The following is a 12070-nucleotide window of genomic DNA, read 5'->3' on the forward strand; positions in this document are numbered from 1 at the left end:
GCCAATGGCGACACGTCGACCAGTTTGTCGGTCGGCATCTTTTCTGCTGCCGGGTCGGAATTCGGAAGGTCGATGCCTGGAGCCGGAGCGGCGGCATTGTCCTGCGAAGCCTCATTCGCCCGTTCTGCTTGGCTGGTGTGTGCAGAACGGGCTACAGAAAAGAATAGAAGCACCTGAACGGTATCTTCCGGTCTCCCCAGTAGTCGGAGGCGTCTCGGAAGATGTCGAGCAGTTGCTCGCGTGCTTCCTTGTCGAACTTGGCGTTGGCCGGGATCTGCTCGAGCACGATGACGAAACCGGGCTGCGGGCCCGATTTGTGCAAGGGATCGGTCATGCAGTCGTACAACGCATCGAAATTCTTGCCGAAGTGCTGCGGAAAAGTGAATTGCTGGGCAATCAGATCAAGCACGTCTTGCTTGGTCTGGGCGTTGCCCAGGTTGGCGTAAAGGAAGTGCTGACCGGCCGCATGCGCCGCTTCCTGCAGGTCGTTCACGCGGAAGGCGCGAATCGACTGCACGATGTTGGGTCGCACTGCACGAAGGGATAAGGTCATCTCCGCTGGTCTTTCCATGGTTGTCGTCATCATTTCTTCGGTGCGCCTCACGGCGCCGCTCCAATCCAGTTGCTCGCTCATGGCACGATCCGCCTGAAACTCGCGTAGTGGTCTGCCGTATACCAGCACACCGATGGCGCCGTGCGCTCGCCTCCACAGACGATGCGCTTGGCACCACGATCACGCGAACCGGGCGTATCGACCGTGTATTCTCGGTAGTGGCCTCGCCGTTCCTGCGGCAGCAGGCGTTCGCGATTGCCGAACACCGTGCCGTCTTTTTCGTGCCGGAAAGGGCCACCGTTCAAAATGGCCCCATAGGTACGCTGGCCCTGAACCGGCAGTTCGGCCAACGCGACCGTTTCCTGCGCCGGGGTGCCGGTGCCGGGGCCGAACCATTCGCGAGCCTGGACTCCCGCCATCAGGGTCGCCAGCAAAACGCCAGTGAGCGCTAACTTTGAGACCGGGGACGAGATCGAGGCGTAAGCCGCCATGGGGCACCAGAAGGAAAAGAGCGAGAACCGAACCGGCGGATCAACTTGGGGTTAACCCGCGAATTCAAGGCCGCAAGTGTGCACCAGGGACGCGCAAATAGCAAGCGCCTGCTCAATCTTTGAGCAGGTGAAAGGGGGATGCCGCGCTCTAGAAGTTAGCGATCGCTGTCGCTTTTTTGCTTATCGCTCGGCGTTGGCATCTGCCACGGTCAGCGCTGTCATGTTCACGATGCGGCGCACGGTGGCGCTCGGCGTGAGAATGTGCACAGGTTTGGCCGCTCCGAGCAGCACCGGACCGATCGCGATGTTGCCGCCGGCCGCCGTCTTGAGCAGGTTGTAAGAAATGTTCGCCGAATCGATGTTCGGGAATACCAGCAGATTGGCATTGCCCGCCAGGGCGCTGTGCGGCATGACGGCAGCGCGCTGCTTGCCGTCGAGCGCCATGTCGCCGTGCATCTCGCCGTCGACTTCCAGCCAGGGTGCCTGAACCCGCAGCAGGTCGAGCGTGCGGCGCATCTTGACCGCACTGGGCTGGTTGCTGCTGCCGAAGTTGGAGTGCGACAGCAACGCCGCCTTGGGCTTGAGGCCGAAGCGCATCATTTCCTCGGCCGCCATGGTGGTGATTTCGGTCAGTTCCTCGGGCGTCGGGTCGTAGTTGACGTGCGTGTCGACCAGGAACACCTGGCGATCCGGCAGCAGCAGGCCGTTCATGCAGGCGTAGATCGGCACATCCTGCGGCGTGCTGGGGCAGCCGCCCGGGCGCCGCCCGATCACCTGGTCGATGTAGTGCAGGTGCAGCGCGGTGGTGCCCCAGGTGCCGCAGATCAGGCCGTCGACGTCGCCCTTGTGCAGCAGCATCGCGCCGATCAGGGTCAGGCGGCGACGCATCTCGATCTTGGCGGTCTGCACCGTCGTGCCCTTGCGCTCGGTCATGCGGTGGTAGGTCTGCCAGAAATCGCGGTAGCGATGGTCCTGCTCGACATTGACGATGTCGTAGTCGAGTTCTTCCTTCAGGCGCAGGCCGAACTTCTCGATGCGCTGCGCGATGATGGCCGGACGGCCGATCAGCGTGGGTCGCGCGATGCCTTCGTCGACCACGATCTGCGCCGCGCGCAGCACGCGTTCTTCCTCGCCTTCGCTGTACGCGACCCGCTTCTTCGGCGCACGTTTGGCGGCGTCGAAGATCGGTTTCATCATGGTCCCCGAGGTGTAGACGAAGGTCTGCAGCTTGTCGCGGTAGGCATCGAGGTCGGTGATCGGGCGCAGCGCCACGCCGCTTTCGGCCGCGGCCTTGGCGACCGCGGGCGCGATCTTCATCATCAGCCGGGGGTCGAAGGGCTTCGGGATCAGGTACTCGGGCCCGAACGACAGCTTTTCACCTGCGTAGGCGGCCGCAACGCGCTCGCTTTGTTCGGCCTGCGCCAGTTCGGCGATCGCGTGCACCGCCGCCACTTCCATCTCATCGGTGATGGTGGTGGCGCCGCAGTCCAGCGCACCGCGAAAGATGTAGGGAAAGCACAGGACGTTGTTGACCTGGTTCGGGTAATCGGTGCGGCCGGTCGCCATGACGATGTCGTCGCGCACCGCATGCGCGTCTTCCGGCGAAATCTCGGGGCTCGGATTGGCCAGCGCGAAGATCACCGGCTTGGCCGCCATCTTGGCGACCATCGCGGGCTTCAGCACACCGCCGGCCGACAGGCCGAGGAACACGTCCGCGCCCTCGATGATGTCATTGAGCGTGCGCAACTCGGTCTTCTGCATGTACTGGCGCTTGTCGTCGTCCATCAGCTCGGTGCGGCCTTCGTAGACCACGCCGGCCAGGTCGGTCACGTAGACGTTCTCGCGCTTCAGGCCGACCTTGAGCAGCAGGTTCAGGCAGGCCAGCGCCGCAGCGCCCGCGCCCGAGGTCACGAGCTTGACCTGGCCGATGTCCTTGCCGACCACTTTCAGCCCGTTGAGCATCGCGGCTGCCACGGTGATGGCGGTGCCGTGCTGGTCGTCGTGGAAGACCGGGATCTTCATGCGCTTGCGCAGTTCGCGCTCGACGTAGAAGCAGTCGGGGGCCTTGATGTCCTCGAGGTTGATCGCGCCGAAGGTCGGCTCGAGGGCGGCGATGACCTCGACCAGCTTGACCGGGTCCTTCTCGTCGATCTCGATGTCGAAGACGTCGACGCCGGCGAACTTCTTGAACAGCACGCCCTTGCCCTCCATCACCGGCTTGGAAGCCAGCGGGCCGATGTCGCCGAGGCCCAGCACCGCGGTGCCGTTGGTGATCACGCCGACCAGGTTGCCGCGCGCCGTGTACTTGAAGGCGTTGACCGGGTCCTTGACGATTTCTTCGCAAGGCGCCGCGACGCCGGGCGAATAGGCCAGCGCCAGGTCGCGCTGGTTGACCATCTGCTTGGTGGCGGCGATCGAGATCTTGCCCGGCACCGGATGCTCGTGGTACTCGAGCGCGGCGCGGCGCAGCTCGGCGCGCTTGTCTTCGGGCGTGGGGATCTGCGAAGTCGAATCGGACATTGGGCCGTGCCTCCTATGACGCTTCTTGTAAAGGGCGCCGATTGTAGACCTCGATCTGCATGCTGGCCGGGCGCGGGGCGCCGACCCGGATACCTGGGCGGAAAGTGGCTATTGCTATCTCTTCTACTTAGTCTTCCTATTTAGATTAGTAGTAGTAGTAAGGGGCGCGCCTCGCTGTGGACAGGGTCATTTTCCCCTTTTGCGACAACGACTTGCCGCAGCCCGCTGGCTGTGCGCAGCCGCGCTTCGGTGCTGTCGCGGCGAGGCGAACAACTTCGGGCGAAGCGACTTGCCTGTGGACAAGTACTGTCTTGTGCCGGAACTGTCCCCAGGGTTGTCCTTGGCGGGCACTGTGGCAATATGCCCGGCTCAGAAGACCCCCCGCAACGAGGAGCAACCATGGCGCTGATGGATTTCATCAAGAAGCAGTTCATCGACATCATTCAGTGGACCGAGACCGGCGACGGCACGCTGGCCTGGCGTTTCCCGATGGCGGAGATGGAAATCCAGAACGGCGCGTCGCTGACGGTGCGCGAGTCGCAGGTCGCGGTGTTCGTCAACGAAGGCCAGGTCGCCGACGTGTTCGGCCCGGGCATGTACAAGCTCACGACCCAGACGCTGCCGGTCCTGACCTATCTCAAGAACTGGGACAAGCTCTTCGAGTCGCCTTTCAAGAGCGACGTCTACTTCTTCAGCACGCGCCAGCAGGTCGACCAGAAATGGGGTACGCCGCAGCCGATCACGGTGCGCGACAAGGATTTCGGCGCGGTGCGGCTGCGCGCCTTCGGCAACTTCAGCTTCCGGGTCGGCGACGCCAAGCTGTTCCACACCGAGATCTCGGGTACGCGCGACATCTACACGGTGGCCGACCTCGATGGCCAGCTTCGCGGCCTCCTGCTGCAGAACATCAGCAACGCGATCGCGGCCAGCGGCGTTCCTTTTCTCGACCTGGCAGCCAACCAGATCCAGTTCGCCGAGGCGCTGGCCAAGCAGTTGGTGCCCGAGTTCGCCAGGATCGGGATTCAGCTCGAGAACATCACGGTCCAGAACGTCTCGCTGCCGGAAGAGCTGCAGAAGATCCTCGATCAGAAGATCGGCATGGGCATGGTCGGCAACGACATGGGCAAGTTCATGCAATACCAGACCGCGCAGGCGATCCCGAAATTCGCCGAGGGCGCGGGCGGTGGCGGCGGCATCGCGGGCGATGCCATGGGGCTCGGCGCCGGCGTCGCGCTGGGGCAGGTGCTGGCGCAGAACCTGGCCCAGGGGCTGCAGGCGCAGCCCGCTGCACCGCAGCAGCAGCCCGCGGTCGCGGTGGTGAATCCGGCCGATGTGATGACCACGCTCGAGAAGCTCGGTGAGCTGAAGGCCAAGGGCATCCTCACGCAGGAAGAATTCGACGCCAAGAAGGCGGAGCTGCTGAAAAAACTCGTGTGACGGACAGCGGTAGCCAGCGCTACTACCGCGCGCCCTGTCCCGGCTGCGGCGCGCCGGTCGAATTCCGTTCGGCGCAATCGACGCACGCGGTCTGCCCCTATTGCCAGAGCACCGTGGTGCGCCAGGGCGAGACGCTGGCGCGCACCGGCAAGATGGCCGAGCTGTTCGACGACTTCAGTCCGCTGCAGCTGTTCGCCGCCGGCCGCGTCGAGGGCCAGCCTTTCACTCTGGTGGGCCGGCTGCAGTACAGCTACCCGGGCGGCCGCTGGACCGAATGGATCGCCACGCTCGACGGCGAGCGTACCGGCATCCTGAGCGAGGACAACGGCGCCTTCGTCTTCGCCTTGCCTTTCGAACTGCAGCGCGCGGCGCCGCCGGCGGTCGAACTGCGCGTCGGCGCGACCACCGCCTTCAACGGCCAGAACTACACGGTGGCCTCGAACGAGCAGGTGGCGCTGGTCTCGGCGCAGGGCGAGCTGCCGCGGCTGCCCGAACTCGGCCGTCCCTTCGCGGTGGTCGAGCTGCGCAGCGACCAGGGACAGGTGCTCAGCGTCGACTACGACACCGATCCGCCCGGCGCCTACCTCGGCCGCGCGGTGCGGCTCGAGGACCTGCAGCTCACCGGCTTGCGCGACGAGTCGGCCAAGGACGAAAAGGGCCGCAGCTTCAACTGCCCGAACTGCGGCTCGCCGGTGATGGTCAACCTGGCCGACAGCAAGAGCGTCACCTGTCCGTCCTGCAACGCGATCATCGATCTTTCGCAGGGCATCGGGGGCGAACTTCGGCATGCAACCCAGCACGAGCCGGTGCAGCCGCTGATCGCGCTGGGCAGCATCGGCCAGCTGCAGGGCGTCGACTGGCAGGTGGTCGGCTTCCAGCACCGCATGGGCGTGGCGCCCGGCGACGACGAGCACTTCGGCTGGAGCGAATACCTGCTCTACAACAAGAAGCGCGGCTTCAGCTTCCTGGTCGATGCCGAAGACGGCTGGAGCATGGTGAAGCCGACCACCGGCGCCCCGAGCATGGCCGAGAGCGGGGCCCGCGCCACGTACCTGGGCAAGGTCTACCTGCAGCAGTACGCCTACAACGCCGAGACCGGCTATGTGGCGGGCGAGTTCTACTGGCAGGTCGAGCGCGGGCAGAAGACCTTCAATCGCGATTTCGCCAACGGCAGCGCACTGCTGTCGATGGAGCGTTCGGCCAACGAGCTGACCTGGTCGTCCGGCAACCGGATCGACAGCGCGGCGGTGGCGGCGGCGTTCAAGCTCGATCACCGCAAGGACATGTTCAAGCGCCGCGACGTGCTGCCGGTGAGCGCGGCGTCCAGCCTGGGCTGCGGCACCATCGTGCTGATCGTGGTGGTGATCATCGTGCTGTTGATCATCCTGAGCACCTGCAGCAGCGGGAGCGGCTCGCGCAGTGCGGGCGGCTCCTATGGCGGCTATTCGAGTGGCGGCGGCCACAAATGAAGTCTTTTTTTGGAGGTTCTCATCATGGGAATTGAATGGTTGAAGCCGGCCGTGATCCTTGGGTCGCTGGTCTATGCGGTGATCGGCGTGGCGGTCTTCTGGCTGGCCTTCCTGATTATCGACAAGGTCACGCCCTACGACCTGTGGCAGGAGATCGTCGAGAAGCAGAACATGGCGCTGGGGCTGGTGGTGGCCGCGATGAGCCTCGGCATCTGCATCATCGTCGCCGCGGCCATCCATTGAGCGAGGCGGCCTTGTCCGCGCGCCCGGTCGAGCGCAGCGGCCCGCAACCGGTCGAGATCGCGCTGCTCGCCAGCGTCTTCGTGGTCGCCGCCTGCGGGCTGGTCTATGAGCTCAGCGCGGCGGCGCTGAGTTCCTACCTGCTGGGCGACTCGGTGCTGCAGTTCAGCACGATCATCGGCACCTACCTGTTCGCGATGGGCGTGGGCTCCTGGCTGTCGCGCTACTTCGAGCGCCAGCTGCCGGCGCATTTCCTGCGCATCGAACTCATGGTGGCACTGGTCGGCGGTGCGCTGCCGGCACTGCTCTTCGTTGCCAATGCCTACGTTCCGGGCGCCTTCCGGTTGCTGCTCTACGGGCTCGTGATGGTGGTCGGCACGCTGGTGGGGCTCGAGATCCCGCTGGTGATGCGGATCCTGCGGCGCAACGTCGCGCTCAAGGACCTGGTGTCGCAGGTGCTGACCTTCGACTACCTGGGCGCGCTCGCGGTTTCGATCGCCTTCCCCCTGCTGCTGGTGCCGCAACTCGGCATGATTCGCACCGGGCTTCTGTTCGGGTTCATGAATGCGGCGGTCGCGGTCTGGGCGTTGTGGCTGTTCCGGCACGAGCTGCGCCGTGTCGGCATGCATGCGCTGGCCTGCGGGCTGGCGCTGGCCGCGCTGCTGGTGGCCTTCGTGTTCGCCGATCACCTCACGACGCTGGCCGAGGACAAGTTCTACCAGGACCGCATCGTCTTCAGCGAAAGCTCGCCCTACCAGCGCATCGTGGTCACGCGCGGCGCCGCCGGGCACCGGCTGTTCCTGAACGGCAACCTGCAGTTCGCCGAGCGCGACGAGTACCGCTACCACGAGGCGCTGGTGCACCCGGTGATGGCGGCCCACGGCGCGCCGCGCAGGGTGGCGGTGCTCGGTGGCGGCGACGGCATGGCGGTGCGCGAGATCCTCAAGTACCCGTCGGTCGAGAGCGTGACGCTGGTGGAGCTCGACCCGAACATGACCCGGCTCTTCAGCGAGCACGAGACGCTGGCCGCACTGAACGGCCACTCGCTGAACTCCCCGAAGCTGCGCATCGTCAACACCGATGCCTTCCAGTGGCTGCAGCAGCAGGGCGAGGTCTTCGACGTCATCGTGGTCGATTTTCCGGACCCCACCAATTTCGCGATCGGCAAGCTCTACACGAACTCCTTCTATGCGCTGCTCGACCAGCGGCTGGCGGCCAGTGGCTATGCCGTCGTCCAGACCACCTCGCCGCTGGTGGCGCGCAAGAGCTTCTGGACCGTGGCAACCACCATCGAATCGGTTGGCCTCACGGCGACGCCCTACCACGCACACGTGCCGAGCTTCGGCGAGTGGGGCTACATCATCGCGAGCCGGCGGCCTTTCCGGCTGCCCGATGCGCTGCCCGGCGGGCTGCGTTTCCTGTCGGTGCCGACATTGCCGCTGCTGTTCGACTTCCCGCGCGACATGGCGCGGGTACCCGCCGAGGTGAATCGGCTTTCCAACCAGATCCTGGTGTCCACCTACGAACACGAGTGGGGAAAATGAGCACACCCCCAGGTTGGCTCACTTCGTGTAGCCGCCCACCCCCTTGCAGGGGGCAATACCAGCGGCCCGGCGAAGCCGGTTCCGCGGTATTCCTGGAAAGGATCCATGAGGCGGCGTGAGTTTCTTGGCGCGTCGATGGCCGTGGCGGCCGCGCTGGCAGGATGCGAGGCCCGGCACGACATCGAGGGCGGCTTCACCGGCATCGACGTGGCGCGTGGGCATGCGCTGCGCGACGGCACGCTGCGCAGTGGCGCCGTGCCGGATGCCGCTCGCCGCACGCAGGTCGTGATCGCCGGCGGTGGCGTCGCCGGCCTGGCGGCGGCGCGGGCGTTGCGTCTTTCCGGCATCGAGGATTTCGTGCTGCTGGAACTCGAGGACATGGCCGGCGGCAACAGCCGCGCCGGCGCGGTGCAGGGCATCGCCTGCCCGCTCGGCGCGCACTACCTGCCGCTGCCCGGCGACGAGGCGCACGAGGTGCAGGACCTGCTCGAGGAACTGGGCCTGCGCCGTCGCGTGGCGGGCCGCTGGGAATACGACGAGCGCCAGCTCTGCCACAGTCCGCAGGAGCGCCTGTTCTTCCAGGGCCGCTGGCAGGACGGGCTGTTGCCGGTGCAGGGGGTGGGCAACGCCACGCTGGCCCAGTACCGGCGCTTTTCGCAACGCGTGGATGCCTTGCGGCACGACGCGCGCTTCTCGATCCCGACGCTGCGCGCGGTGCCCGCGCCGGCCTTGCTGGCCCTCGATGCGCTGTCCTTCGAGGCCTGGCTCGACCGTGAGGGCCTCGGCGACGCCCACCTGCGCTGGTATCTCGACTACTGCTGCCGCGACGACTACGGTGCCGGCCTGGACCATGTCTCGGCCTGGGCCGGCATCCACTATTTCGCCAGCCGGCACGGCTTCCATGCGCCCGGCGAGGACGACGGCGAACGCGAGGCGGTGCTGACCTGGCCCGAGGGCAACGCCTGGCTGACCCAGCGGCTGGCGCAGCCGCTCGGCGATCGGCTGCGGACCGGCCAGGCCGTCACGCGGATCGCCGACACGCGCAGTGGCGTGGAGATCGACGCGTTCGACGTCGCCACCGGCTCGCGCGTGCGCTGGCAGGCCGAACGGTGCATCGTCGCGCTGCCGATGTTCATTGCGGCGCGCGTGATCGAGGCCCCGCCCGAGCGGTTGCGTCAAGCGGCCGCGTCGATGCGCTACGCGCCCTGGCTGGTCGCCAACATCCATGTGAAGGCCCCACTGGCCGACCGGCCCGGCGCGGCCCCGGGTTGGGACAACGTGGTCTATGGCACCCGCGGCCTCGGCTATGTCGACGCGCGGCATCAGACCCTGGACCCGACGCCGCGCGCCACGGTCCTGACCTGGTACCGACCGCTGGGGCCCAGCACCTGGGACGGCACCGATGGCCGCCGCCAGCTGCTCGCCCGGCCCTGGGCCGGCTGGCGCGACGATCTGCTGGCGGAGCTTTCGGTGCCTCACCCCGACCTCGCCGGGCTGGCGACCCGGATCGACATCACGCGCTATGGCCATGCGATGGCGATCCCCGCGCCCGGCCAGCTGGCGAAGCTCGGTGCCCGGGACCGCATCGTCGCCGGGCGCCTGGCTTTCGCCCACAGCGACTGGTCCGGCTATTCGATCTTCGAGGAGGCCTTCACGCGCGGGCACCTGGCGGCGGCAGCGGTCTGAGCGTCCTGCTTCCGGCCGGCGGCCGCATCAGTCGCGCATCAGCGCTTCGATCTCGTCGGCCTTGACGGGCACGCCGCGCGAGATCAGCTCGCACCCGGTCTCGGTGACGATGGCGTCGTCTTCGATGCGGATGCCGATGTTGTGGAACTGTTCCGGCACGCCCTGGGCCGCCCGCACGTAGATGCCGGGTTCGATGGTCAGCACCATCCCCGGATGCAGGATCCGGCTGGGCCGGTTCTGGATCAGTTCGTTGGACAGCGGGTCCCTGCGCTCGCTCACTTCGCCCAGCTGCGTGGGCTCGACGTAGCTGCCGCAGTCGTGCACGTCCATGCCGAGCCAGTGGCCGGTGCGGTGCATATAGAAAGGGAAGTACGCGCGCTTTTCGATCACGTCGTCGACACCGCCGACCTTGTTGGCGTCGAGCAGCCCCAGGTCCAGCATGCCCTGCGACAGCACCCTCACGGTGGCGTCGTGCGGATCGGTGAAGCGCTGTCCCGCCCGGGTCGCCGCCACGGCGGCGTCCTGACTGGCCAGCACCAGGTCGTACAGGGCGCGCTGCGGGCCGGTGAACCTGCCGTTGGCCGGAAAGGTGCGGGTGATATCGCTGGCATAGCCGTCCAGCTCGCAGCCGGCGTCGATCAGTACCAGTTCGCCGTCGCGCACCGGCGCCGTATCGGCGCGATAGTGCAGCACGCAGGCATTGGCGCCCGCCGCGACGATCGAGCCGTAGGCCGGGTACTGCGAGCCGCCGAGGCGGAATTCATGCAGCAGTTCGGCATCGAGGTGGTACTCGCGCACTTCCCGGCCTTCGCGCAGCATGCGCGCCGACAACTGCATCGCGCGGACATGGGCTCTGGCGCTGATTTGGGCCGCGCGGCGCATGGTGTCCTGCTCGGCGGCATCCTTCACCAGCCGCATTTCGTCCAGCGGGCCGCACAGGTCGCGCTGCGCTTCGGGGCACAGCGCGCCGTAGCGCACGCGCCCGCGCACGGCGGAGAGCCAGCCGTCGACCCGTGTCTCCAGGCCCTTGTGGATCGCGAACGGATACCAGACGACGCTCTTGTTCTCGAGCAGGCGGGGCAGCCGGGTATCGAGCTCCTCGATCGAGAAGGCCTCGTCCACGCCCAGCGCCGCCGGCGCAGCCTCCGGGCCCAGCCGGTAGCCGTCCCAGATCTCGCGCTCCAGGTCCTTGGGGGCACAGAACAGCGTCGATCGCCCGTCGCCGGAGAGCACCAGCCAGGCATTCGGCTCGGTGAAGCCCGTCAGGTAATAGAAGTAGCTGTCGTGCCGGTACAGGAAGTCGCTGTCGCGATTGCGCTGCCGCTCCGGTGCCGTCGGGATGATGGCAATGCCGCCCTTGCCTATATTAGAAGAAAGTTGTAATCGACGGGAGGCTTGATAAGTTGCGGTCATAAGGTCACTATGCGCTACGGATGTAACACCGCCAGGGGGCGGGCGAAAAACATCAGGAAAGGATTTGAAAGAACGGTTGCCCAGTCGGACCTCTCCCACGTACAAACCCCCAACTCGTTATTTTGGAGGTGTTTTGTTGAAAGTTCTACACAAGAGCACGATTTTGCTCGCAGTAGCCGCAGCTGTACTGGCGGGCTGTGGTGGCGGCGGGGGCGGAAGCGGTGGAGGGCTCGCTGCTCTTGGGACCGGTACCGGTACCGCAGCGGCAGGTTCGACGGCGCAAGCGGCGACCACCACCGGCAGCGGCAGTGCTCTCGCAGCGGGCTCGCCATTGCCCGCTGACATCGTCGACGGCTCGCAGGCGATCTCGGCCTCTGCCTATCGCGACATGGCGGCTCAAATGAGCAAGGAYGCCGGCCTSGCCTATCGCTACGGTCCGGATGCCGCSTMCTATGCGGTGGGCAATGCGGGCATYCCGACGCTGTACGCGAAAGACGCGGCCAAYCCGCTCAACRTCCCCGGYCGCGAGGCTTTGSCGGGCACCTGGCAGGTCGGCGGTCCGMYGSAWTCCGACGCCGGCCTCTATTCCACGAACGTGGCCAACCTGGCGTACGTCGCGGACGATCCGACGCAACGCATGGGGGTCACGGACATCCAGGTGTCGGGCTACCAGTACAACGTCTTCGCGCAGACGCCCCAGATCAGCTGGACGATCGG

General features: G+C 66.3%; 9 protein-coding genes. 5 read left to right on the forward strand and 4 right to left on the reverse strand.

Annotation, left to right across the window (positions count from 1 at the left end; all coding sequences use genetic code 11):
• Positions 1–151: 151 nt before the first annotated feature.
• From AC1DYK_RS33135 to AC1DYK_RS33145, 3 genes are all read right to left on the reverse strand, one after another.
• Positions 152–583, reverse strand: a complete 432-nt coding sequence (locus AC1DYK_RS33135; RefSeq protein WP_286570543.1) for a barstar family protein — start codon at positions 581–583, stop codon at positions 152–154.
• 47 nt (positions 584–630) lie between these two features.
• A complete protein-coding gene (locus AC1DYK_RS33140; RefSeq protein ID WP_478090806.1) occupies positions 631–1044 on the reverse strand; it encodes a guanyl-specific ribonuclease in 414 nt (137 codons plus the stop codon).
• Positions 1045–1224: 180 nt separating this feature from the next.
• The gene (locus AC1DYK_RS33145) at positions 1225–3564 is read right to left on the reverse strand and encodes an NADP-dependent malic enzyme (protein WP_478170159.1); all 2340 of its coding nucleotides are present in this window, start codon (positions 3562–3564) and stop codon (positions 1225–1227) included.
• A gap of 399 nt (positions 3565–3963) precedes the next feature.
• Between AC1DYK_RS33145 and AC1DYK_RS33150 the strand changes: the two genes are divergently transcribed.
• The 5 genes from AC1DYK_RS33150 (at position 3964) to AC1DYK_RS33170 (ending at position 9940) form a co-directional block, all read left to right on the forward strand.
• A complete protein-coding gene (locus AC1DYK_RS33150; RefSeq protein ID WP_478170160.1) occupies positions 3964–5001 on the forward strand; it encodes an SPFH domain-containing protein in 1038 nt (345 codons plus the stop codon).
• Positions 4998–6470, forward strand: coding sequence for a DUF4178 domain-containing protein (locus AC1DYK_RS33155; RefSeq protein WP_478170161.1), 1473 nt, complete (start codon positions 4998–5000; stop codon positions 6468–6470). The genes AC1DYK_RS33150 and AC1DYK_RS33155 overlap by 4 nt, the downstream gene beginning before the upstream one ends.
• A 24-nt stretch (positions 6471–6494) precedes the next feature.
• A complete protein-coding gene (locus AC1DYK_RS33160) occupies positions 6495–6713 on the forward strand; it encodes a DUF350 domain-containing protein (protein WP_478170162.1) in 219 nt (72 codons plus the stop codon).
• 11 nt (positions 6714–6724) lie between these two features.
• Positions 6725–8254, forward strand: a complete 1530-nt coding sequence (locus tag AC1DYK_RS33165; protein ID WP_478170163.1) for a polyamine aminopropyltransferase — start codon at positions 6725–6727, stop codon at positions 8252–8254.
• A 105-nt stretch (positions 8255–8359) separates the two neighbouring features.
• Entirely contained in the window at positions 8360–9940 is a 1581-nt protein-coding gene (locus AC1DYK_RS33170; RefSeq protein WP_478170164.1) for an FAD-dependent oxidoreductase, read from the forward strand.
• A gap of 27 nt (positions 9941–9967) precedes the next feature.
• Here the strand turns inward: AC1DYK_RS33170 and AC1DYK_RS33175 are convergent, their stop codons facing one another.
• Positions 9968–11353, reverse strand: coding sequence for an aminopeptidase P N-terminal domain-containing protein (locus AC1DYK_RS33175; protein ID WP_478170165.1), 1386 nt, complete (start codon positions 11351–11353; stop codon positions 9968–9970).
• Positions 11354–12070 lie beyond the last annotated feature (717 nt).

The organism is Variovorax sp. P2_H12 (genome assembly GCF_056403395.1).

Coding starts and splice junctions, on each gene's coding strand:
- AC1DYK_RS33135 (WP_286570543.1), bottom strand. CDS start 583: ATGACGACAACCATGGAAAGACCAGCGGAGATGACCTTATCCCTTCGT.
- AC1DYK_RS33140 (WP_478090806.1), bottom strand. CDS start 1,044: ATGGCGGCTTACGCCTCGATCTCGTCCCCGGTCTCAAAGTTAGCGCTC.
- AC1DYK_RS33145 (WP_478170159.1), bottom strand. CDS start 3,564: ATGTCCGATTCGACTTCGCAGATCCCCACGCCCGAAGACAAGCGCGCC.
- AC1DYK_RS33150 (WP_478170160.1), top strand. CDS start 3,964: ATGGCGCTGATGGATTTCATCAAGAAGCAGTTCATCGACATCATTCAG.
- AC1DYK_RS33160 (WP_478170162.1), top strand. CDS start 6,495: ATGGGAATTGAATGGTTGAAGCCGGCCGTGATCCTTGGGTCGCTGGTC.
- AC1DYK_RS33170 (WP_478170164.1), top strand. CDS start 8,360: ATGAGGCGGCGTGAGTTTCTTGGCGCGTCGATGGCCGTGGCGGCCGCG.
- AC1DYK_RS33175 (WP_478170165.1), bottom strand. CDS start 11,353: ATGACCGCAACTTATCAAGCCTCCCGTCGATTACAACTTTCTTCTAAT.